Below are 22,887 nucleotides of genomic sequence, written 5' to 3'. Positions count from 1 at the left end.
CTGTAGATACAGTCTAAACTTCTAAAGATACCTTCCAGATCAGCTCTGGAGTTATAAAGGAGACAACATAATGACTGCTGGCTACAAACAATTTTGCCCCGTTGCGATGGCTTCAGAAATACTATGCACAAAATGGACGATCGTACTTCTGCGTGAGTTAGTGGAAGGGTCGACTAAATTCGGTGATCTGCGAAAGGGGATGCCGCGCATGTCGCCGGCACTTCCGTCACAACGCTTAAAGGAGCTTGAAGCCTCCGGCGTGATTGACCGAATAAAGTCATCCACCAAACGTGGCGCTTACGAATATGTACTGACCGAGGCAGGCCGTGACCTAAGAAGCGTGATCGAAGCCATCGGTGTTTGGGGGCAGCGTTGGGTAGATGCTGATCTCACACTTGAGAACCTCGACCCTACCTTGTTGATGTGGGACATGCGTCGAAACTTGAACGTAGACCCCTTACCCGAACGCCAGAGTGTCATTAAGTTTCACTATACGGACCTTTCCGAAGCCCAGCAGAACTGGTGGATGATAGCCGAAGAAACTGGTTCAATCGATTTATGTTCCATTGATCCGGGTTTCGAAGTGGACCTTTATGTGACCACAACGCTCAGGCCAATGACTTCCATCTGGATGGGTTTTACGACTGTCAGGCAAGAACTTGAACAGGGAACGCTTAGCCTAGACGGGTCTCGAACAATCGCTGAGAAGATGCAGAATTGGCTGGGTCTCAGCCCGTTTGCGGCGGAGAAAAAACGTCTCTGACCATATCTGTGTGTAACCGCGCAGAAAAGCTTCGGTATCACATGTGCGCGACCTCAATTCGTATGACGGCTTTTCACGAATATCAAACCCCTGGTGCATCAAGCTGTAAAAAGCCGGATTTCCCACTTTAGTGTCGGAATCTGCGTGTTGCGGCAACGGACACTATGGGCTCGAAGCCGCCATCCGCTGCGCCCTGTGCCAATGACTGCTATGCTGAACAATGCACTTTTGGCGATGCAAACCACAATCCCGATAGGTCTGTGTCAACATCTTTGGAAGTCGGTGACGTGCTCAGGCGGCTTTCATATCAGGGGAGTTCGCCCCCTTCGTAAAGCCACTTAACGGCTGCGGTATCGGGAAAAATCTGGCTGCCCACCTCGCGCAGGTGCCGGGATATTTCGTCAGTCATTCCGTCGGCCTTTGCTTTGCCAACTTCGCCCTTACGAATCATTGCGCCAGAATTAATAATCGGAACCTTGCCAGCGGTGCTCGCTTCAAATTTGCCCTCATTCTTCTTCATCCAAGGGAACGATGTGTATTCAAGGATTTTGGCCCATTGATCGTTGTTCGGCTCCTCGCCTAAGAATTTCGCTATTTTTCGGACAGATCCCTCGTGGTCTTGCTTCATATCCGCAAAATGGATGAACATGACGTTTGGTTCATGCCGAAGCGGCCACCACGCCGCGAGAAATCCAAAGAAGGCCCCCTGCATGCCATGGCCATCAATAACCTCGGAATAGAATGACGGAAAGTCTGGGCGACACAACGCTTCTCTTGGCATCCCCCAGAGGTCGAACCACTCGTCTGTGTGCTTGTCGAGGAATGTCTTAAAAGAAACGACACCTTCTTCGGGGTTACGGAAAACGACGACATACTTCACGTCTTTGCCCGATGCTGCGGCCTGGAATGGCACACCGGGAGGTGGGGAATGTGTTTTGAATGCGCGACGACCTGCGGTAGGCATCGCGGCCACGCGGTCCACAACATCTTGAGGGGACTGCCCTGGAAAACCCAAAAACTCTATCCAAGGGACTTGCTCGTAGATGTCGCGGAAATCAGCAGTTCCACCGGTCAGCAGTTGATGGACAATATTCATTGTCCAAGTTGTGCCGCTCTTGATGGGCACCGAAATGACGACGTCGCCATCGCGCCACTCAATCATCTGCTGAATCTCGGGCTGGATCCACGGAGGTCCTGCCGGGGGGGCATCACTTTCCAAAGTATCGCTCATGTTATCACTCTCCCTATTGGCTAGTCTCCAAGTCGTGAAGACGTCAATCTTCCGTTTTCGAAACCGTGACCATGCTCCTAAAATTCTTGTCCTTGTCAGATATTGGTCTTCCCCATCGGCGTGTTTTGAAAACATGTGACTCTTGTATAGCACTGGTAGCGCAACGAGTCAGCTTTGGGCTTATTCTGTTGAAAAACTCCAATTTCGGCCAAATATCGAAAATACTCCCCCGCACAGAGCATCTATAATATTTCGGCGAGGGGTTCGGCAAAAAGGTCGGCTCCAAGCCCTGTTGCGTCTCTTTGGAACCGTTCGCGGCAATCTTCACTTTGTATACGCAAGTGCGTGCTTTTTGCTGAAACTTTCGGAATCCAATTATTTGAGTGTTTCAACAGAATAGGCTCTAAGCCGCCCTTCGCTGCGTTTTGCACCAAAGACTGCTATGTGGGACAAAGCCGCCGTTGACCGCAATAGGCGCGACCCCCGCTCCCGGCCCTTACCTGCCGCTCGCCGGACATGTTGTATGCTGCGATGCGGCCCGTCAATCTTGCCGTTCGCTGCGTCTGCAAAACACGCACCTAACTGAACTCACAGTGTGCGGGACAAACCCGCGGTTCGACCTTTGTTAGCTCAGCGAGACTGCTCCCAGAAGCGAAACCTGCGAATCGCAGTGATGCCCTTAAAGAATGCGCGCACTAACCAAGTGCACTCACGCCAATCCCATTTGGTATCAATGCGCTAGAACAACATCCCAGGAATGTGCCGCCTCAAACGGGTAAATGTGCTAGAATTCTTCTTAGTGAGGTGACCTCTTTCAAGCGTCTTTCAAGCCTCGCGCGAAGAAACGGGGGTCCATAAAGCCTGCGCTATTCACGAAGCATTGCACCAGAACATAAGCAAAGGGAATTTCGAGATGCTCAACCCGATTAATCGATCCACGTCTGCTTTGGTCACGCTGTTGGCCACGGTCGCCGTTCTATCTTCGAGCGCAGCCCAAGCGGCGGATCTGCCGACGACCTGCATCGCGGAGGCCGACGACGCAATCGACGGAGGTCTGACTCTGCTGCACAATATGATGTACATTCAGGCCGAGTCCTCCTTCAGCCGCGCCGCCGATTTCGATCCCGACTGCGCGATGGCCCAATGGGGGATCGCAATGGCAAATTTCCATCCGCTCTGGCCGGGCGGTCCAACCGAGGACGAAACCGCACGTGGCACCGCCGCCGCAGGGCGTTTATCTGAACAGACACCGGGAAACACGCTCGAACAGGCTTTCGCCGCAGCTGCGGCCGCGTTCTATTCCCCAGAGCATAAGGACTACCGCGCTCGTATCTCAGCATGGGCCGCGGCTCAGGATGACGCTTACGCGCGAAACCCCGACAACATCGACGCTGCGGCACTCGCCGCTCTTGGTCGGTTAGCAACAGCGCCGCGCGGACCAGGGCGCGTCGAGGCCAACGCGACAGTGGGCGATCTGCTCGATAGCTTGCATGAGAATGCGCCGGACCACCCCGGCGTCATCCACTACGCGATCCATGCCTATGACAATCCGCCGCTCAAAGACCGGGGGCTGCCATACGCCGACATCTACGACAAGGCCGCTCCCGATGCGGCGCATGCGCTTCATATGCCAGCCCATATCTTCACGCGCACCGGCGACTGGTCCAAATCGATTGATCTCAATCGTCGCTCTGCCGAAGCCGCGCTGAAGACCTCAGGCGACGTCGTCCAGAACCATTACGCCCATGCGGTCGACTACATGGTCTACGCCCATCTCCAAATGGGAGAGCCCGAGAAGGCGGAGAAATTGGTCGACGACATGCTGGCGATCAACAACCATCAGCCTGGTTTCGGCGGAGCATACGCTTTGGCTGCGTCGCCCGTACGATTGCTTCTGGAACAGGACAAGTGGGCAGAGGCAGCCACGCTTTCGTCAGATATGCATTCTTCAATCCCATGGGAAAAGTTCCCACAGACCGTCGCGATGCGCTGGTTCGCTAAGGGCTTGGGAGCGGCACAGATCAAGGATGTTGAGACAGCCCGTGCAGCCGTGGAGGAATTAAAGGCGTTGCATCAAGCGATGCAGGAACGCGGCCAAGGCTATTGGGCGAAACTGACCGAAGGCCAGATCCTTAGCGTCGAGGCGTGGATCGAACTGGCAGAGGGAAATGACGAACTTGCCGTCACGCTTCAAACGAGGGCGGCTGATCTGGAAGATGGGATCGGCAAAAGCCCGGTGACCCCCGGACATGTCATGCCTGCGCGAGAGCTTCTGGGTGATATCCTTCGCGAGGTGGGTCAGCCCGATGAAGCGGCAGATGCTTATCGTGCGACACTCGCCAATTCGCCCAAACGTGCCCGCAGCCTCAACGCGTTGAACTAATTGATTGACCGGATTGCGGTGCCCCGCCCGAAGTGGCCGGGCACCGCAATGCCCCTCGTCCTTCGAAGTTTTTATAAACTCCTCAACGAACAGCGTTGGAAATTTGTAGAGTCGTCGGCCGTCTGGTGAGGACTCCAGTTCGCCACTTAAATGGCCGCTTCAGTGAATGGGCCGACCGCATGTCAGGCGCGCGGCAAATGTCCGGATTCCGCCCGCCCTGTGGGTGGAGTGCTATGGACGCTTCCGGCCCGAATCCGCATTCCAGAAACCACTCTGGCTGCGATATCCAGAATACAAATAGGCCGAAAGGTTACCGTTTCTGACATGCCATCGGCGCAACGAAATGCAGTTTTCACTTTGAAAAGAGTTGCAGATTGGAGCGCCGATGACACTAGGACATAGGGCTATGCCTGCGGTGCAATATTGTGATTTATGCGAAACATATTTTCTGGATCATACGCATTCTTTGCTTCGATCAGCCTTTTGTAATTCGCGCCGTAAACATCAGCGACACGTCCTGGTTCATCGTCGGGAATGAAATTCACATAGGCCGTACCCACAGAATACGGTGATACATCGTCAAACAGGGAACGCGCCCAAGTCTGGCAAATGTCGTCATCGTCCGGGTTATGCCATCTGGTATGTACATTCATGATGAAATGCGAATTTCGCTGAGGGTAGGCCGTCGCGCTCGCATCCACGTTGGATACCACACCGCCCATATGCGCGAGAAATATTTCGCATTCCGGGCTGGGTGCATTTCGCACCGAGTCGATTATCGTGTCCGTTGCATTCACAGGTAAAGATATCAGGTCATGGCTTTTCCAGTAATTGCGCGCACCGGGTGCCAGCAATGGGTCAAACGCTGCTTGCCATCCGACATAAGCGCTGGGGCCGATCACATCAACAATCGGGTCGCCAAGGGCCCGCAATTCTGCCACAGATTTTCGACCCGCGTCGGTTTCTTCGCACAAACAGGCCGCAAAAATTAGCACATCGCGACCGTGCCATTCTTCTGGAAGGAATGGCAGAGGTGGGGCTTTGCGCATGACCACCCAGACCGTCAATTCGTCGGGTGCATCCTTAGCGATGCGTTCATAGTGGGGCAACAGATCACTGGCAGCATCCAGCGAATGAACGATTAAACCGGCTGTCACTTCCGGGCCGACCGGGTGCAGGGTGAATTCAAACGATGATACAATTCCGAAATTTCCGCCACCACCACGGATGGCCCAGAACAAGTCAGGATTTTCGTCGGCACTGGCAGTTACCAATGTGCCATCTGCAATGATCACATCCGCTGATATCAGGCTGTCGATTGTCATGCCATACTTCCGCGTGATCCAGCCAAAACCACCGCCCAGGGTCAGACCAGCAATCCCCGTGGTGGAGTTGATCCCTACAGGCACAGCAAGGCCATGGGCCTGTGTTTCGCAATCCACGTCTCGCAATGTTGCCCCAGGTTCAACACGTGCGCGACGCGACTTTGGATCGACGTGCACCGATCTCATATTTGAAAGGTCCAGCAGCAGGACGCCGTCCTGAACCGCATGCCCGGCGATCTGATGGCCACCGCTGCGAATCGAAATCAGTAACCCGTTCTGACGCGCAAAATTCACGGCCACCTGAATGTCACAGGCTCCAAGCGCACGGATCACAAGGCCGGGGCGGCGGTCATGCATCGCATTCCAGATTGTCCTAGCTTGGTCATACCCAGGATCGTCCGGGGTTACCACGTCGCCGCGCAAAGATGCCGTTAGGGCTTCGATTGCGTCTTCAGTAATTTCCACGGCATTGCCGCTGCAAGCTGTAACAGTTACCGTCATTGTTGCCTCCCAGAAATGAATGGAGGTCACGCGCCTGTTGGTGTTCCGCCTCAAAGCAGAGATCTGTGCCGGTCTTCAGGCCATCTTTAGGACAAGTATTCGATACTCGTAAAAAAAGCCCAACTGACGTCCCGAATGGCGATGCTCAGATCAGGCGAATATAGCTGGGTCAAATTCGTCAACAGACATAATAACGTCCGCTGGCACCCCCGCTCGGTCGGCAGCGCGCTTGATAGATTCCGCATCCTGCGCTTCGTAAAGACAATATGATTTGCGCTTGTCGGCGCTCAGAAATGAAACGATCCAACGAACTTCCTCGTCATCGTTGATCTGTTGAATACTTGCTGTTCCGTCCGCGGTCAGTTCCAATTTTTCGGCAAAATTGCGTTCAATAATAAACTTCGGCATTTTGGTCTCCAAAAGATCAATTAGCTGACCTAATCGGGTCAGGTCATGCATCAAAACCTAATAGGCTTTTGCTGCTCTTCGCCAAACGGATCATACCAAATTCAGACGCTACGTCTATAGCTTCCTGAACCGCTGACAGGGCACGCTGACGATCCGCGGGTCGACCACGCTTTAACAACATTGCTGCCAGATCGTGTTTCGTCCACGCTACCCAGGGCAATGTTCGCATGCGCTGGTTTAAATCCAATGCTGACTCAAAGTGCCGCTCCGCACGATCCCACTCGCCCAAAGCTGTCGATAGCATTCCAAGCTGACGCGCGGCTGCGCCCAGACAAACCGTCATGACACCTGCCGTGATCGTCATCTCTTCATAGGGGTGCAATAGGTCATAGAGGCGTTCAGACAGACCCTTGTCATCGGAAATGGCTGCGACTTCGGCCAGATAGGCCAGTGTAGTGCTGTACTTGGCGTCCAAAGCAAAAGAGAAATCATTCTCGGCCATCTCACGCAGCATCCGCCGAGAGGCATCTACATGCCCCAAATCGCTTGCAACGATCGCAAACCCGGGCTTCCAGGCGGCGTCCGACGGGTCATCGTCCAGCATCTTCTTGATGACGGGCGCGATCTGAGCTAATCGGTCTTGCTCACGGCGAATGGTGAACATTTGCATGCCATGCACTCCCTCTGTTGATCCGCCATATGTCTTCTGACCAAGGTCAACGGCTGTGTTTGTAAGTTTTTCCGCCGACTGAAAATCACCATCCAAAATCGCCTTCATTGCCATCCCGTGAGACACAATGACTTCAAAATGCATGTGCTGTCTGTCTTTACCAAAGAGCGCCATTTGTTCGAGCGCCTGGTTCATGCGATCGCGATCTCCCATTTCGGCGGACACAAAAACTTCGAGCGCCCGAGCACGGGCTTGATGGCTGTCGTCAAGCTGTGTTGCGACGTCTAACATTTCATCAAGCTTCGTGCGCCATGACCCAAGCTCGACGGCTTCTCGCACCCCAGCCGGTGTGAGCAGCTCTGAGAAATAGAGATTGCACAGCGATCCTATGTCATCCAGTTTCCGCGCCAAGGTCAGGGCCTCTGCGCGATATCGTGATCCTTTTCGGCCATCTCCTTGCATCAGGCTACCGCGCGCCAGGCTACTAAGCAGCTCGCAGCGTAGCTTTTCGTTATCCGCAGGTGTCGCGCTGAGCGCGTCTTCCAGCAGTGCGATCGATGGAGAAACTGACGATGAGGACATAAACAACGCATTGCTGTAATGTAAGGCCGCGTTGGCAAACCGCTCGTTATCCCCAAACACTTTTGCCAGGCCCGCAGTTGATTTCAAAACCTTACAGGCCTCGAAAATCTCACCCGAACTTTCGAACGCACGCCCTAACAGGACGCCAGTTGCTATTTTTGCATTGGTCATATCTGCGGCGTCTTCAAGCTGATCCGCAAGCCCATACGCAGCCTTGGCATGTTCGACGGCCTCAAAATCGGCTGATCGCGCCAAGGCCCGTTCAGCGGCTTTGATCCAATACTTTATGGCTTCGTGGGGGTGCACAGCCTCGGAAAAGTGGCGCGCAATCACCTCTGGTTCCCGGTCAATAGCGTCGCCAGGTCTGCCCTCCAATTGGAGGGCAATGGACAGGTGATGCGCCTGGCGGGTGCGCGAAAGCAGCGATTGGTAAGCCGTGTCCTGAATAAGGGCATGCCGAAACATTCGTGCCCCAGGAGCAGACCCGCTGGCCACGAGTATACGGGCGCTCGCCAACTCACTTAAGCAGACATCCAGTTCGTCCCCATCCGATCCAAGAACTGCCGCCAATAGGCTTGCATCAAAGTCGCGCCCGATGACTGACGCAACCAAAGCAACGTTCCTTGCCCCGCGCGACAACCTGTCAAGCCGGGCCATCAATGACCCTTGAAGTGTCTCGGGGATGGTTACCTCGCCGTCGCCCTCGCTTCGTTCTGCAACAGATCGTGCCAATTCTTCGACAAATAACGGAACGCCGCCCGCACGTTTTTCAATATCGTCAACAAAAGCACTATCTGGTGCCTGACCCAAAATGCTCGTAATCATTTCCGTCGTCTGGTCGCGGGTCAGCAACCCTAGTGGCAACAGCGTTGCATTGTCATAGTCGAGCGCCCAATCAGATGCACCCTCAGGTCTCTGCGTAACGAGCAAAAGAACCGGCAAATCGGCAATTTTAAGGGTCAATCTCTCAAGAACCTCCTGAGAGGACGGATCGATCCAATGGGAATCTTCCAGCACCATTAGAACCGCTTTTTGCGATGCCATCGCGGCCATCCGTTCGACGATTGTTTGTATTGTCAGGTCTTTCAGGTTCTGCGGCGTGAGGGTGCCAATTTCAGTGTTTTCTTTGTGCCCGATTGACAAAAGTTCGGCATAAACCTCGGCCGCACGCGGAACCTGTTGTGGGGTGGTCTCGAGCATAGCTTTGATCTTGGTTGCTCGAATGTCGGCTGTGTCTTCGGGCCGAATGCCAGAAGATCTTAGAATGCGTTCAGCGATTGGGTGAAACGCGCTGGTAGAATGGTAAGGAGAACACTGCATGCGTATCAATTCATGCGGCGTATGGTTCACCTCGCTCATCAGTGCCTCGACAAGACGGGATTTCCCAATGCCCGCGTCACCTGAAATCATAACCACCTGACCTCGGCCTTGAATAGCGCTCTGCCAACGATCAAGAAGAATTTGCCGCTCACCAACGCGCCCGACCAAACGTACCAGACCTGATAGACGCTGTGCAGAAAACCGGCTTTCGACGGTGCTTGGTGCCACAACGCGATGGGGTTCAACTTCGTTTTCGTATCCCTTGAGCCGCGTCGCACCTAAGGTTTCCAAGATAAATTCTTTCCCACAAAGTCTGCGGGTCGTAGGGCCGATTACGACGTCACCGGGTTGGGCGACGGCCTGCAATCGGGCAGCCAAATTAGGGGTATCGCCCGCAATAGCACCGGTTTCAGTTCCACCTGAACTGACAAGATCACCAACGACGACGCGGCCAGTTGCAATGCCAACCCTGCCTGAAAGAGCCTTACCATTTGGCCGGATTTCTTTAAGGGCGGCAATGATTTCCAACCCGGCATGAACGGCTCGGCTGGCGTGATCTTCGTAGGCCGTCGGCCAGCCGAAATAGGTCAACGCTCCGTCTCCAAGATATTTTGCTACATAACCGCCGTATCTGGAAACAACCCCATTCACGGCGTCCTGAAAGCTGCGCAAAGCTTCGCGCATCTGTTCGGGCTCAAGTTGTCGCGACAATTCGGTCGACCCGACGATATCCGCGAACAAAACAGTCAACAGCCGGTGTTCTGCGTCATCTGTGGGGGTGACCTCCGGCGTAGGATCTGGTTCCGACGGTTTGGCTAAGGTGGTCGTTTGTGGTTGAACTGTCGAACCAACATCAGCGATCGCAGCCATCAATATTTTGCGATGCCCAAGAGACACGCCCAACTCTCGAAGATCTGCCTCTGACAGAAGTGGCAGGGCCCGCATATCAACGTCGTTTTCGGCCAGAATGTCCGCGTAGACACCTAACCCAATTTGTCCCAGCCATTTGGAAACAGAAGACTCCATAAGCAACCTTCTCAGAAAACAGAAGATCGGGATACATGTTTCATGAGCTCGAGACCGACCACCCTGACCTACATTTCGAATTAGGGTCTCACTTCAGGCGCACCTGTCCGTTTTGCCTGCATCGGGATGTCTGCTTGGGGCATGGCATGGGTTTCCCCTCTGTTTTGCAGCGAACGTCTCCTTTCCGCCCTTAGCGCCAAAATGTGCGTGGTGCAGCAATCGGCCCCCCCTGCCGCCTATTGTGCTTCCTTTGATATGGCCCATCCCTCCTCGCGATCGTCGCGTGAAGGGAACATAGGCGGTTAAAACTTGAACATCGATCAGACCCGGGCTGGAACCACGCAGAGGTGTTTTTTCCTCTTGTCGACCCAGCGACGATTGCAGCGGCGGGGCCGTGCTCATTTGCCAACCCCGCCGCTTGGATCCCAGCAGGGCCGGGCAAAATACAAAGACGCTCCTCATAGGTGTCTTTTTGATCTGTCAAAACGTTGCATGCAGGCGCTTGCTGCTGCGGCATTTGCGGCGTTTGCGGCAAATGCCCTGATTGAGGGACTTGGCTGCCAGAAGCTCCGTCAAAAGCCATGTTCATCAGTCCAATTGAACTTTGTATGCGTCCAAAAGATCTCCGACCGACTGTCCAAAAGATCTGCCTCCATCTCTGTAGGACTCGAATACCTGCTCCAGTTTGCCAGCCGGAAGTTCTAGCAATCCTTCATAACCATAGCCCTTGCTCTCAAAAACCTTCACCATTCTCCGTTCGAAGTCTCCAGGATTGATCTGTCGTCCTGCACTATCCCCGGCATTCCGAAGCGACGTTGGCCCGACCACCTCCACTCTCTCAGCTCTGTCTTGTTTCTTTATAGTTTCTTTTATTTGTTCGGGTGCAGTCCGCTTCAGGTTCTTGCGGCAGCGCATTGCAGGGGGAGCGGCAACAGGCTGCAACCCTGTTCGCGCTCCTGCGCGCGATTTCAACTCTGCCGAGCGTTGGTTTTGGCCAATCTCATCCACAGAGAATATGAGGAATTGGTTGCGGGCACGCTTGGCTACATGACGCCGCTTTAGTGCGCCACGGCTTTCTAGTTCCTTGAATGCACCACGTACGCCACGTTCCGAAAAACCCGTTTCTTCACACAGGCCTAAGGCCGATGGGTCGCACCGGCCGGTTTTGGTATTTTGTCGATCCAACAACCTCAGAAGGACGAGAAGAGCAGTACGTGTCAGGAGTGGTTGCCGGCGCGTCCAATATTGGGACACGTGCCATTTTTGTAATAGATCAAGCGGGGCTCGTTTTGTCATTGGGCCACCCCCTGCCCTGCATTTAACCGCATTATGCAAAATTCAGCCCAACTCCCTAAGTTGCAGACGCTACAGAAGCACCGATCCTTAACTTTGGCTCGACCACGGGAAACTAAGTGATGCCCGGTTTTCTCTTCAAATGGAACGAGAGCGCCAGTCATGACGAAGCCCTCGGTGATCTCGGTTGAATCTGTTCCATCGACAACAGCCATGCTTCGATGGCTGCAGGCCGGTAGTACACCTTACGTCCAACTTTGATAAACGGCGGGCCGACACGCTGTGCCCGCTCACGTTGGACAGAACGAATTGAAACGCCACGTTGCTCTGCGTAGTCAGTTTCGGATATTAGATCGCGGAATGACATGAATGACCTCATCTAGTTACATCATGACGCCGTTGTCGCTCACTGTCGGAGGGTCATTCGCTCCTGCTTGACCCTACTTTCTTTGGATTTGTGAGGTGTCGTTTAATCGTGGACTCGCTCACGTCGAACTTTTTTGCCACTCTTCTTTGCAAATCAGCCCACGACAAGTGAGGCTTGCGTTTACTGAGGTCATCAACATAGGCCTGCGCGTCTGCTCCGCGCTGAACACCGAAACTATTATCTGTTCGCATCTCGTTGCCTTGTTGACCATTTTTGACTTGTCGTTTCCCCGCGAGACCGAGTGTTTCGCGGCTTTTGCCAGTCGCATCTTCGTTGCCCTGCCTCCAAAAAAAGCGTTCTTGGATCTTGCCCATCTCTACAGCGTGATAAATGAGGTGTTCCAATGACTTTGGGTTGGCATCCTTTAGCACCTCTGCTTTGACAGAATTAATGCGATATAATTCGAAGAGCCACTTTGCTGCGAGATGCGTCATGGTATCTTCAGCAAATTCGTTGAGCGCATTATTCAGAGCCATTGGATCCTGTGGATCCTCGACACCCTTGCTTTTGAGATGAACTCTGCACTGTTCCGCTATTTCTTGACGTTTCTCACCGGTCCCCATGAATGAGATCATCATATGGTCTCTAGATGCTTGCCACTCGGCTTCTCCACCTTTTGCAGTCAAATCATATTGAATCTGGGTACGCACCATCATTCCGACACCGCTTTTGACGTCCTCAGGCATTGGTCCGTTTCTCCCTAAGCAGCACCACATTCTTTGGTTCGAGGGCCAGTCCGCGTCCCTCTACAACCCCAAATAGTCGGTTTTCCCAAACAATCAGGGCCTCGCGTTGTTCATCTTCAAATGAATGTTGGTCATAGACTGCGACCATACCGGTCTTGACGTGGCCAATTGTCAATTCAGCGATATCAGGGCGGACCTTGCAGGCGGAAAGCCCTGTGCGCATGGTGCGGCGTAGGTCATGTGGGGTCCACCGGCCCCATGGCAGCACATCCTTGGCCCCAAGCGCTTCGCTCTGTCGGTCTACGGCACGGCAAAGTGCAGCGTTGGTAATGGGGCGCTTCGGCCTCGCCTCAAACAGATAGCCTTTCGAAGCAACATTCCTGCGCTCTTGCAGCCGGTCCAGTTCTGATCTCGCACATTCCAAAATACCGAGCGCCGTGTCGGTCAAATAGACAGTATGTGCTGTTTGAGTTTTACCTCTGCGACTTGCAGGAATGGTCCAAATTCGGCCCTCGATCTCGTCTATATGCATCCCGGCCACCTCACCCGGCCTTTGCCCTGTTACCAGTACCAGCTTGAGCGCCAGTGCAGTTAAACGGTGAAGGCCAGATGTTTCGACATTGCGCCAAAACACTCTGACCTCGTCATCATCCAGAACTCTGGTCCGCATTACTGGCTTCAATGGGTCACGCCTGCCTTTCACCTTGATGGAAGAAGGCTTTAGGCCAGCGAGGGGGTTCGCCGGCAAGTAATCTCTATCCGTCGCGTAGTCGAGCATTCGACGGGCATAGAGAAGCAGCTGGGCCGCAGCACGTGGAGTATGTTCCGCCTTCGCCTCTACAACCTCGATAACGTCTCGACGCCGAACATCGCTCACCTTCAAGCGACCAATGGCCGGAACCAGGTCATTAATGATGTAACCTCGAATGGCGCGCTCGCTCTTGAGACCAGTGGCGTGCATCTCGAGCCATTCCACAGCCAAATCGCGAACCAATGGTTCTGACTTACGCCGACGCGTGTGTTCAAGTGGGTCAGCGCCAGAACTAATCTTCAACACCAATTCTCGTGCCTCAATTCGAGCTGCTTCGAGCGTCCAGGTCGGCCAGTCGCCAATAGTCATACGACGTTTTCTGCCGTCCACTGTGTAGCTCAATATGAAAGCCTTGCCCCCTGCCGACGTAATCCGGAGACCGAAACCACGTGGCGCATCGCGATGATCGTCATAGATGAAACGCTGCCCATGCTCTGGAGCAGCTTCCTTGGCGATGATCCCATTTTTGCCGTCCGTTAGTTTTGCCATTTACCCCTACCCTCGCCCCAAGTCCCTAAAATAGTTAAGTCAGCCAAGCTCAACGAAACCACCCTGATAACCATCCGTTGCTGTGAGCGCGGCGAAGGCTTTGGGGCCCAAGATTTGTCACCGGATTTGTCACCAACCGTACAGGCTCTAAATGGCGTCTTCTGGCGATGACTGTCAACATCGATGCCCCCTATGTCGTTGAGATAAAGTATAAATAATCACTTTTAGTGTGAGAGCCCATAAAATCACAGACTTACAGTCGTTTGAAAATCGCCTGTTAATCAATTGGTCGTAGGTTCGATCCCTACCGTCGGAGCCATAAAAAGCCACTGAGCTCAATAGCTTGGTGGCTTTTTTGCTTTAGGGGAAAGCCTAAGGGTCTCACCTTGTCACCGAATTTATCACCAGATCCTCTCAAGATTGGACCAACGGATTGCAAATCCGTGTCCAGGAGTTCGATTCTCCCACTCGCCTCCATCTAATATTTCTAAACTGTTGTTTTTAAAGGTTATTTTGGTCATCAACCTATATTTGGATCACAACTACCCACCCAAAAAATATTCAACACACCGTAATGGGCATAGCAATTTACTTTGCATTTTTCGGGACTGGAAAATGAACGTGGAATTCCACACGCTGCAAATGCAAAGGAACGGGCCTGTCTGAGGATGCCCTTCCTGCTGTAGGTGCTTGCCGCCAACAACATCTAAGATTTACAAATTGTTTGTAGAGGTAGCTTTCAGTACAAAACCGTAAGATCATCACGACCTATTCAGGTCGGTCAAACATGCCTATCGAAACAGGACACTGGTAAATAAAAATAGGCTGCAACTTAAACTAGATCGGTGCTGCTTTTAGTATGTAATTTGTCGGAAAAAAGTTGTTCTAGGCAGATCAAGCACTTATTCAAAGGCATCAGTTTGGAAAACTGAGGAAAACTGAGGTCTTAACCATTAAACAACGCCCGCTAGACAAATTTGTAACATTTCATACCTGTATGGGCGTCAAGCAAGCCATGAAGAATAAGCCAAAAAGATCTATGATCTGACAAACTCTTGCGGCTCATAGCGACATTACACTGGCCAACCAGATGCCGCACCGCAGGTTTGCTCAACCAGCCATTCTCGCAATTTCCCTAAGGGGCTGTTCCATGCTGAGATGGTGAACATAAAACGAAACTCGGGAACCTCTATTTAGTGAAATCCATTGCAACCGCAGCGTCAGATTCTCAGAGATACAGCACCCAAGCCGGTCATTCGATGACATCGAAATCCGCAGAATTCTGACCAACCGTTTGAAGCGGTCGGCTCCAACTAACCAAGTTGGATCAATGAGTGCATTCGCTGACCTACTTTAATTACTGCTGCTAGAATTCAGCAGTCGTAAAGAACAGCACTATCAAGAGATAGTGCAGAGGGGTGACCAGTATGGGAGAACACATTTTTTATGAAGTTGGTGCGGGGCATTCCGAAGCGTCAAGATTAGACTATCAACCGATGTTTCAGTTGACACTTCAGACGGATACTTCTCTTAAAATGTCTTCACGCTCAATCTCATTTTTCACCGCATTCTCAACTATTTCCCCACGTCGCATAACAATAATTTGATCCGCTAATTCGAATGCAAAATCAAAATATTGCTCGACCAAAACGATCGCCATATCTCCACGATCCCGCAGCAGGCTAATGACCTTTCCGATGTGTTGGATAATGTTGGGTTGGATTCCTTCCGTTGGCTCGTCCAACAGCAGCAGTTTTGGCTTGGTGATCAGAGCACGAGCGATGGCCAACTGTTGTTGTTGCCCCCCCGACAGATCGCCCCCCCGACGGTGCGCCATTTCCTTGAGAACGGGAAATAACTCAAAGATATCATCCGGTATAAAATGCTGTGAACTGGGCAGGCAGGAAAACCCTGTTTGCAGGTTTTCGCGCACTGTGAGCAAAGGAAAAATATCGCGCCCCTGCGGCACATAGCCAACGCCCATCTGAGCCATTTTATGCGCACCTATTTGGCCGAGGGATTTTCCGTCAAATGTGATGTCCCCGCCCGACCGCAGATGCGTGCCAGAAATTGCTCTGAGCAGGCTGGTTTTTCCGACGCCGTTTGTGCCCATGACGCAAGTCACCTCGCCCAATTTAGCATGCATTGAGATGCCGTAGAGGATCTCCGACTTTCCGTAGTGGAGGGTTAGTTCATTTACGTTCAACATATCTTAGCGCCCCAAATAAACGTCGATGACGTCTTGGTTTTTAGTCACATGATCCAGCGATCCCTCTGCCAGAACTGCCCCTTCGTGGAGCACGGTGACCTTGCAATTCAAACGCCTGACAAACTCCATATCGTGCTCGACGACGACCACTGCGCGGGTCTTGGCCGCATGAACAAGAATCGCGGTGGTCTTCTCCCTTTCGGCCAGGGTCATGCCCGCTGCAGGTTCGTCGACCAACAGCAGTTGCGGTTCCTGCGCCAACAACATGCCGATCTCTAGCCATTGCTTTTGGCCGTGGCTCAACTCTCCGGACACGCGTAACAGCGCCTCGTCCAACCCTATCTGTTCAGCAAGAGACTCGACGCGGGCAAAGTCTGACTTGGAGGGTTTGAAAAACAGCACCGCCAAGGGCGCACGATCTTTGCGCAGGGCCATCATCAAGTTCTCTTGAACGGTCTGCTCCTCGAACACGGTTGGCTTTTGAAATTTGCGGCCGATGCCAGCTTGGGCGATTTTGGCCTCTGACATGCCGATAAGGGACAGGTTTTTGTCGCCCCACAGAATACGCCCAGAATCGGGCCGTGTTTTGCCAGTGACGATGTCCATGAATGTCGTCTTGCCCGCACCATTTGGCCCGATCACAGCCCGCAATTCAGCTTTCGCGATCTGGAATGAGAGGTTGTTGATGGCACGGAACCCGTCAAAGCTAACCGTGACGCCTGAGACTTCGAGAAGGGTGCTCATGTATCCGTTTCCTTGTGCTTGCGCTTTAGCAGGTCAATCAAGCTACCCATGCCGTTCGGCGCATATAACGTGACCAGCACAAAGCTGAGACCGAGCAGCACAAGCCACCAATCCACCCATTTGATCGTGTAAAAACCCAAAGAGACGTCCGGTGCTTGGCCGCCTGTAAACCAACTGGACACGAGACTGACAAATGCTGTTCCGATCACCGCGCCATAGAGTCTGCCGCGTCCGCCAATAGCCACCCAAACAGCGAGGTAGATTGAAGCAATTGGGGCCACTTCAGCAGGATTGATGATACCCGCCTGCGGGTAATACAGCGCCCCTGCGATACCAGAAATACAGGCTGTCAGGGTAAACACGGCCAACTTGTAGGTCTCAACCGAGTACCCCAAGAACCGCACCCGTGCTTCGTTGTCGCGAATGCCCCGAATGACGGAACCGAATTTGCCAGAGACCACCCACGCGACCAACAGGTAGCCAAGGCCAAGAGCCAGCGCAGAGGCCCAAAAGAACCACAGCGATACCACTGACTGTGGGGCGGTGACGCCCGGAAGGTTCTGCAGACCTGACAGGCCGTTGTTGCCGCGCAGCCCGCTGGCGTTCTGAAACAGATACAGCGATAGGCCTAGGGTCATCGCTTGGGTCAGGATCGACAGGTACACGCCTGTCACGCGGCTGCGAAAGGCGAGCCAGCCGAAAACCAGTGCAAGGAGGCCGGGAACGAGCACCACAAAGGCCAATTGCAAAACCAAACTGTCCGCGAATGCCCAGATCAACGGGAATTCACTGCTGCCCACAACACCAAATATTTGGTTGCCGATCCCAGTTGTGATTTCTTCGGGTGTCGGGGGCAGCACTCCTTCTGACAATGAATTCACGACGATTTGCCGGGTGCGTTCGTACATCAGCCACATGCCAATCATGTACCCACCAAGGCCGAAGAACGCGAAGTGACCCAGCGACAGGATGCCCGTGTAGCCCCAAATCAGGTCCATCGCGATGGCGATCAGGCACAGGCACAACGTCTTGCCCAAGATCTTGACGAAACTGGTTGAGATGGCACCTATGCCGAAGCCTTCGGACAAGACAGTGATAACCAGTGTGAACAACGCCAGACCCGCGAGGAAAACCAAAGTCGAGGGATTGCGCGCAATAAATGATCTGTTCATGGCGTTAATCCCCCGCCGCACGGCCTTTGAGGGCGATGATCCCCCGCGGCCGGAACTGAATGAAGATGATGATAAAAATGATCATGTAGGTTTGCGCCGCCAATGTGTTTGAAGGGTTCAGGAATTCGACACCCTTCTGGAAGCCACCAATCATCGCCGCCCCCGCCAGCGTGCCCCAGATATTGCCAACGCCGCCGACAACTACGGTCATGAAGCTCTGCACAATGTAGTCGCTACCCATCTCGGAGGTCACCTTGGCGAATAGACCGATCGCAACACCTGCGATGCCCGCGATGCCAGATCCAAGACCGAAGGTCAGCATATTCACACGGTCCGGATTGATCCCCATGCTAGCTGCCATACGTGGATTTTGTGTCACGGCACGGGTCTCCAAACCTAGCCGCGTGCGTTTCATGATGAACAGAAACAGGGCCAGAAAAAGCAGAGCGAGGATAAAAATGGCGATGCGGATATAACTGATGGAAACCACATCATTGATGACCCAAGCGCCGTCCAGCCATGCAGGCGAGGTCAATGGACGTGCCTGAGTGCCAAAGATGTTCTTTGCCAGTTGTTGCAATGCGATTGAGACACCAAAAGTCGCGAGCAAGGTCTCAAGCGGACGGTGATAAAGCCAACGCACAACAAGGCGTTCCAATGCGACGCCGGCAGCAAAAGTAACGGCAAAGGCCAAAGGAACTGCAATCAGGATCGAGGCCGTGTGGTTAGGCACGAACAACTGCACGACGTAACCGGTGTAGGCCCCCATCATGATGAACTCACCATGCGCCATGTTGATCACGCCCATCACGCCAAAAGTGATGGCAAGGCCAATGGCGGCGAGAAAATAGATTGAAGCCAGTGAAAGCGCATCTAGGCCCAGATCGGCCGCGCGACTGATCGCCACCCTTGCCTCGGACGCCGCAAGCGCGGCCTTGGCAGACGCTGTGACCGCCAGTGAAGGTTCAGAATAGACGTCAAAGAAACGATAAGTGGCAAGGCTCGCGTCGATGTCCGCTTGCGTCACCCGAGGGGCCGCTTGGCCGCGCGAAACAAGCCTATCATACGCTCTGTCACGCGCGGCTTCTGTAGACAGCTGCGCCACTGGCAAGCCTGTGATCCGGCCACCTTCGATGTGCGCCTCAAGTGCCGCATCGCGGGCTTCAGCCGTGATCTCGACCGGTGCTTTACCCGCTGCGATCAGTAGCGCATAGGCGGCATCACGTGTCAGCGTATCGCTACCCACTTTCACCTCTTGGGCGATGTTCGCATCCGGTTGGATTTCGGCCACAACCCGTGTGGTGCTTAGGATCGGGTTCAGCGTTGCGCGAAAGTCGACACCCAGATCACCCGACATATCATTGATAGCAGCCACTCGAGTCGGAACATCGCTGTCAAAGGCCATGCTCATCAGCCGCTCCAAACGCATCTTGCGTGCAAGTATATCCGCGTCCGTTTCGCCCTCGATCGAGGCCCGTAGCGGCACCAACAACGCGGCCTCAGGATCGCGCGCAATCGAGTTCAACGCATCGGCACGTTTGGATACGTCAGGGTCGGAAAGTTGAAACTGCACCAAAGCGGTGGCGATCATCGCCCGCACACCGCTGTTGGGTTTGAGCTGTTTGAGATCGGTGGCAGTGGCCGTACCAACCTCTATGCCCTGCTCAAAGTCTTGAAGACTATAGGTTCCGTCCGCGTTCTTGGTCGCGGTATAGAACAACCCATCAGCCTTGTGTTGCCACATCTCCTTGGCTTGCCACACCTCCAGCACATTCTGCATCTGCGGCAACCCGCTTGCCACCAGTGCATCAATTGCGGGACCAATTGTGCGACGCGAGCTTTTCTCGATCAGCGCCCGCTGGTTTTGCAACACATCTTGGACGGGGGTCGTTTGAGCCGAGGCCCAATGGCTCAGGGATAGCGCGAAGCTAAGAGCCAGCAGTAAGGTCTTCATGAATATTTTCCGGGAAATCAGAGGTGGAGGGCACGCCGAAACATGCCCTCGCTAAGTTGATTAGTAGTTGGACAGAGTCTGCACGCAGGTCTGTGTCTCGGTGTTGTACATACCGCAGCCTAAGTCCTTCCAATCCGACATCAGCTTGGCAGATTCTGGAAGGAAGTCGGTCCATGCATCGCCCGGTACTTCGCTGGTCTGACTGATGATGTCGAACTGACCCTCTGCCGTGATCTCGCCGATCAGCACTGGCTTAGCGAGGTGGTGGTTAGGCAGCATGACGGCAGTGCCGCCTGTCAGGTTCGGGAACTCTTGCCCATACATCGCTATGCGGACGGCATCAACTTCTGCGCTGCCTGCTTGGGTCACTGCATTTACCCACATGTTGAAGCCGATATAATGCGCCTCCATCGGATCATTGGTCACACGCTCCTCGCCCATGCGTTCTTTCCATGCCGCGATCCATTCAGCGTTGGCGGGCGTGTCGGCGGATTGGAAATAATTCCAAGCCGCGAGGTGCCCGACAAGGTTGCTGGTATCCAGGCCGGAGAGTTCTTCCTCACCAACCGAAAAGGCCACAACCGGAATGTCATCTGCTGAAATTCCTGCCGCTGAAAGCTCTTTGTAAAAGCCAATGTTCGCGTCGCCGTTGATGGTCGAGATCACGCCAACCTTCTTGCCGTCTGCGCCGAGGGCAACAACATCAGCCACGATCTTGGACCAGTCGGAATGGCCAAAGGGTGTGTAGTTTACAAAGATGTCGCTGTCCGCAGTACCTTTGGATTTCAGGTAAGCTTCAAGGATATTGTTCGTCGTGCGAGGATACACGTAGTCAGTGCCAAGCAACGCGAACTTTTCGATGCCGAGTTCCTCAAGAAAGTAATCTGTGGCAGGAATAGCCTGCTGGTTTGGCGCAGCACCTGTGTAGAATACATTCTTGGAGCTTTCTTCACCTTCATATTGGACAGGGTAGAACAGCAGGCCGTTCAACTCTTCAATAACCGGCAGAACAGACTTACGGCTTACGCTGGTCCAGTTGCCAAAAATCACATCGACGTCTTGAACCGTCAATAACTCGCGCGCTTTTTCAGCAAACAAGGGCCAATCAGAGGCCGGGTCAACAACAACGGCTTCAAGCTGACACCCTAGTACGCCCCCTTTTGCATTTTGCTGTTCAATCAGCGTTAGCATCGTGTCTTTCAACGTGGTTTCGGAAATTGCCATCGTTCCGGAAAGTGAATGCAGCACACCCACCTTGATTGGGCAATCAGCGGCCATGGCAGGCAGGGCTGTCAGCGTGGCAAGAGCAGTGGCAAGAGCAGTGGTCGTTTTCATGTGATATCTCCATGCAGGGAAACCAGCCGTATCTTGCTCTCGCAAGACATGCGCACTAGCTATTCCCTGCAACTTAAATGTTGCAAACCGTGTGGCGGCTGGCCTGAGGTCCAATTCATCCGGTCGTCACACACCCCTCTTTGTCGCCGTCACGGTTCAACGGCAGGGGATGGCCTATGATTGCTGCGTTGCGGCACGTAGGGCAATTTTGTCTGAAGACTAAATCAACCATCATAGTTGTTTGCTTAAATGCTGGGCGGAATTGACCTTTGATGCCGCACAATTGGGCATTCGCGCGATTGTGCAGGATATTTGAACACCACCCCACCTCCCTAGATCGCCAAAAGCGGCCGAAAAACAGGCTACACCATTGATTGCGCGGACCTCCTATAAAAAAATCACTCCACAGCTGGCGGCCTCAAAGAGACTTGTCCGAAACGCGTTGCAACCAAGAGCGCAAGCCGTCTGTCTATAGCGATGATCACACCTTGCCGTTTGTTACTTTATAAAGTAAGTAATCGGAAAAAGTGGAGGTCGATGAATGAGAAAGCGCGCGGTAGCCCGACAGAGTGATGTCCTTGGTGTTCTGAACGCATGCGCTCGGCCTATGACAGCTTACCAGATTCTGGAGAGGTTGCAGGTGGGTGAACCCGACATCGCGCCCCCTACGGTATACCGTACTCTATCTGCCTTGACAGATCAGGGCCGAGCGCACCGTCTTGAATCAATCAAGGCGTTCGTGCCCTGTCGATGTAGCCACGTCAAAAATGTTCCAGTGCTTGCGATCTGCGAAGACTGCGGGACTGTCGAAGAGCATGACGGGAGTGAAATTCTACCGAAAATCTCTGCACTCACCTATCAAAGCGGCTTTAAGCCGGCGCGGCACATCGTCGAAATTCACGGGCAATGCGGGGCATGCGCTGCCTAATTTGTCTCCAGAAACTCAGAATGGAAATGTCATGGAAAAAGCCCTCACACTGATCGTATTTACGGCAGCCCTGCCCGCACTTGCAGAAGATTCACGCCAACTTGACGCACATGAACATGGCGTTGGTGCGCTGAACATCGCGATCGAAGGCTCCACCGTCGCAATGGAATTCCACGCACCTGGAGCCGATATTGTCGGCTTTGAATATGCAGCTGAAAGTGATGCCGATCTAGCCGCGATCGAAGCGGCCACGGTAACACTGGGCGTGCCGCTTGATCTGTTCGTTATGCCGGATGCCGCAGCTTGCTCGCCTACCACAGCACAGGCGGGCCTCGAGAGTGAAGATGGCCATGATGAGAAAAGCGATGAACATGGGCATGACGACCATGCCGACGAAGAGCACGCCGATGAAGGTCATGATGATAAAGCCGAAGAAGCAGGCCACACGGAGTTCCATGCAGAGTACACCCTGACCTGCGACAATCCGGACGCCTTGAACAAAATCACTTTTGCCTATTTTGACTTTTTCCCCAACGCGAAGGAGGTCGAAGTCCAGATGATCACAACATCGGGCGCGCAATCTTATGAAGTCGAGCGTGGCGCACCGGTCCTCGATCTGGGGCGCTGACT

General features: G+C 53.5%; 16 protein-coding genes and 1 tRNA gene. 5 read left to right on the top strand and 12 right to left on the bottom strand.

Annotated elements, in window-relative coordinates; genetic code table 11:
* The first annotated feature begins 70 nt into the window (after positions 1–70).
* Complete coding sequence (locus tag C1J03_RS09935; RefSeq protein WP_114886102.1) at positions 71–763, top strand: winged helix-turn-helix transcriptional regulator; 693 nt, start codon at positions 71–73, stop codon at positions 761–763.
* Between the two features lie 307 nt (positions 764–1,070).
* On the opposite strand, the gene C1J03_RS09930 is transcribed toward C1J03_RS09935, so the two are convergent.
* Entirely contained in the window at positions 1,071–1,994 is a 924-nt protein-coding gene (locus C1J03_RS09930; protein WP_162798489.1) for a sulfotransferase domain-containing protein, read from the bottom strand.
* Positions 1,995–2,907: 913 nt separating this feature from the next.
* Between C1J03_RS09930 and C1J03_RS09925 the strand changes: the two genes are divergently transcribed.
* Positions 2,908–4,377, top strand: coding sequence for a tetratricopeptide repeat protein (locus tag C1J03_RS09925; RefSeq protein ID WP_114886097.1), 1,470 nt, complete (start codon positions 2,908–2,910; stop codon positions 4,375–4,377).
* A gap of 404 nt (positions 4,378–4,781) precedes the next feature.
* Here C1J03_RS09925 and C1J03_RS09920 read toward each other — a convergent pair whose 3' ends face one another.
* From C1J03_RS09920 to C1J03_RS09890, 6 genes are all read right to left on the bottom strand, one after another.
* Positions 4,782–6,203 carry an FAD-binding oxidoreductase gene (locus tag C1J03_RS09920; protein WP_114886095.1) on the bottom strand — a complete coding sequence of 474 codons (1,422 nt, stop codon included), beginning with the start codon at positions 6,201–6,203 and terminating at the stop codon, positions 4,782–4,784.
* A 150-nt stretch (positions 6,204–6,353) separates the two neighbouring features.
* Complete coding sequence (locus C1J03_RS09915) at positions 6,354–6,662, bottom strand: DUF4242 domain-containing protein (RefSeq protein ID WP_254694235.1); 309 nt, start codon at positions 6,660–6,662, stop codon at positions 6,354–6,356.
* Positions 6,655–10,209, bottom strand: a complete 3,555-nt coding sequence (locus C1J03_RS09910) for an adenylate/guanylate cyclase domain-containing protein (protein WP_114886093.1) — start codon at positions 10,207–10,209, stop codon at positions 6,655–6,657. The genes C1J03_RS09915 and C1J03_RS09910 overlap by 8 nt, the downstream gene beginning before the upstream one ends.
* Before the next feature lie 588 nt (positions 10,210–10,797).
* Positions 10,798–11,505, bottom strand: coding sequence for a helix-turn-helix domain-containing protein (locus C1J03_RS09900; RefSeq protein ID WP_114886088.1), 708 nt, complete (start codon positions 11,503–11,505; stop codon positions 10,798–10,800).
* 417 nt (positions 11,506–11,922) lie between these two features.
* Positions 11,923–12,615 (bottom strand): hypothetical protein, encoded by a 693-nt coding sequence (locus tag C1J03_RS09895; RefSeq protein ID WP_114886086.1) that lies wholly within the window; start codon positions 12,613–12,615, stop codon positions 11,923–11,925.
* On the bottom strand, positions 12,608–13,915 hold the full coding sequence (locus tag C1J03_RS09890) for a tyrosine-type recombinase/integrase (RefSeq protein ID WP_114886084.1): 1,308 nt from the start codon (positions 13,913–13,915) through the stop codon (positions 12,608–12,610). Before C1J03_RS09890 ends, C1J03_RS09895 begins: the two co-directional genes overlap by 8 nt.
* Positions 13,916–14,291: 376 nt before the next feature.
* Here C1J03_RS09890 and C1J03_RS25295 point away from each other — a divergent pair.
* Positions 14,292–14,392: transfer RNA gene (locus C1J03_RS25295), tRNA-Cys, on the top strand.
* A gap of 1,036 nt (positions 14,393–15,428) precedes the next feature.
* On the opposite strand, the gene urtE is transcribed toward C1J03_RS25295, so the two are convergent.
* From urtE to urtA, 5 genes are read right to left on the bottom strand one after another with little or no spacing between them, the layout of a single operon-like run.
* A complete protein-coding gene (gene urtE, locus C1J03_RS09885) occupies positions 15,429–16,124 on the bottom strand; it encodes an urea ABC transporter ATP-binding subunit UrtE (RefSeq protein ID WP_114886082.1) in 696 nt (231 codons plus the stop codon).
* Between the two features lie 3 nt (positions 16,125–16,127).
* Positions 16,128–16,868 (bottom strand): urea ABC transporter ATP-binding protein UrtD, encoded by a 741-nt coding sequence (gene urtD, locus C1J03_RS09880; protein ID WP_114886080.1) that lies wholly within the window; start codon positions 16,866–16,868, stop codon positions 16,128–16,130.
* Positions 16,865–18,040 (bottom strand): urea ABC transporter permease subunit UrtC, encoded by a 1,176-nt coding sequence (gene urtC, locus C1J03_RS09875; RefSeq protein WP_114886078.1) that lies wholly within the window; start codon positions 18,038–18,040, stop codon positions 16,865–16,867. The genes urtD and urtC overlap by 4 nt, the downstream gene beginning before the upstream one ends.
* Positions 18,041–18,044: 4 nt before the next feature.
* Positions 18,045–19,994, bottom strand: coding sequence for an urea ABC transporter permease subunit UrtB (gene urtB / locus C1J03_RS09870; RefSeq protein ID WP_114886076.1), 1,950 nt, complete (start codon positions 19,992–19,994; stop codon positions 18,045–18,047).
* A gap of 60 nt (positions 19,995–20,054) precedes the next feature.
* Positions 20,055–21,329: an urea ABC transporter substrate-binding protein gene (urtA, locus tag C1J03_RS09865; RefSeq protein WP_114886074.1), complete on the bottom strand. Its 1,275-nt coding sequence runs from the start codon at positions 21,327–21,329 to the stop codon at positions 20,055–20,057.
* A 541-nt stretch (positions 21,330–21,870) separates the two neighbouring features.
* Between urtA and C1J03_RS09860 the strand changes: the two genes are divergently transcribed.
* Together C1J03_RS09860 and C1J03_RS09855 are read left to right on the top strand one after the other, a co-directional pair.
* On the top strand, positions 21,871–22,257 hold the full coding sequence (locus C1J03_RS09860) for a Fur family transcriptional regulator (protein WP_114886072.1): 387 nt from the start codon (positions 21,871–21,873) through the stop codon (positions 22,255–22,257).
* Positions 22,145–22,885, top strand: a complete 741-nt coding sequence (locus C1J03_RS09855) for a DUF2796 domain-containing protein (protein WP_368073926.1) — start codon at positions 22,145–22,147, stop codon at positions 22,883–22,885. Before C1J03_RS09860 ends, C1J03_RS09855 begins: the two co-directional genes overlap by 113 nt.
* The last annotated feature ends 2 nt before the right edge of the window (positions 22,886–22,887 follow it).

Origin of the sequence: Sulfitobacter sp. SK012 (assembly GCF_003352085.1) — a bacterium.
Lineage (GTDB): Bacteria > Pseudomonadota > Alphaproteobacteria > Rhodobacterales > Rhodobacteraceae > Sulfitobacter.
This window is presented reverse-complemented; position numbering and strand designations above follow the sequence as displayed.

Excerpts from the sequence above, each read along its gene's own strand:
- urtD (WP_114886080.1), bottom strand. The coding sequence starts at position 16,868 with ATGAGCACCCTTCTCGAAGTCTCAGGCGTCACGGTTAGCTTTGACGGG.
- urtB (WP_114886076.1), bottom strand. The coding sequence starts at position 19,994 with ATGAAGACCTTACTGCTGGCTCTTAGCTTCGCGCTATCCCTGAGCCAT.
- urtA (WP_114886074.1), bottom strand. The coding sequence starts at position 21,329 with ATGAAAACGACCACTGCTCTTGCCACTGCTCTTGCCACGCTGACAGCC.
- urtC (WP_114886078.1), bottom strand. The coding sequence starts at position 18,040 with ATGAACAGATCATTTATTGCGCGCAATCCCTCGACTTTGGTTTTCCTC.
- C1J03_RS09895 (WP_114886086.1), bottom strand. The coding sequence starts at position 12,615 with ATGCCTGAGGACGTCAAAAGCGGTGTCGGAATGATGGTGCGTACCCAG.
- C1J03_RS09890 (WP_114886084.1), bottom strand. The coding sequence starts at position 13,915 with ATGGCAAAACTAACGGACGGCAAAAATGGGATCATCGCCAAGGAAGCT.
- C1J03_RS09860 (WP_114886072.1), top strand. The coding sequence starts at position 21,871 with ATGAGAAAGCGCGCGGTAGCCCGACAGAGTGATGTCCTTGGTGTTCTG.
- C1J03_RS09900 (WP_114886088.1), bottom strand. The coding sequence starts at position 11,505 with ATGACAAAACGAGCCCCGCTTGATCTATTACAAAAATGGCACGTGTCC.
- C1J03_RS09920 (WP_114886095.1), bottom strand. The coding sequence starts at position 6,203 with ATGACGGTAACTGTTACAGCTTGCAGCGGCAATGCCGTGGAAATTACT.
- C1J03_RS09855 (WP_368073926.1), top strand. The coding sequence starts at position 22,145 with ATGACGGGAGTGAAATTCTACCGAAAATCTCTGCACTCACCTATCAAA.
- C1J03_RS09935 (WP_114886102.1), top strand. The coding sequence starts at position 71 with ATGACTGCTGGCTACAAACAATTTTGCCCCGTTGCGATGGCTTCAGAA.
- urtE (WP_114886082.1), bottom strand. The coding sequence starts at position 16,124 with ATGTTGAACGTAAATGAACTAACCCTCCACTACGGAAAGTCGGAGATC.
- C1J03_RS09910 (WP_114886093.1), bottom strand. The coding sequence starts at position 10,209 with ATGGAGTCTTCTGTTTCCAAATGGCTGGGACAAATTGGGTTAGGTGTC.
- C1J03_RS09925 (WP_114886097.1), top strand. The coding sequence starts at position 2,908 with ATGCTCAACCCGATTAATCGATCCACGTCTGCTTTGGTCACGCTGTTG.
- C1J03_RS09915 (WP_254694235.1), bottom strand. The coding sequence starts at position 6,662 with ATGCATGACCTGACCCGATTAGGTCAGCTAATTGATCTTTTGGAGACC.
- C1J03_RS09930 (WP_162798489.1), bottom strand. The coding sequence starts at position 1,994 with ATGAGCGATACTTTGGAAAGTGATGCCCCCCCGGCAGGACCTCCGTGG.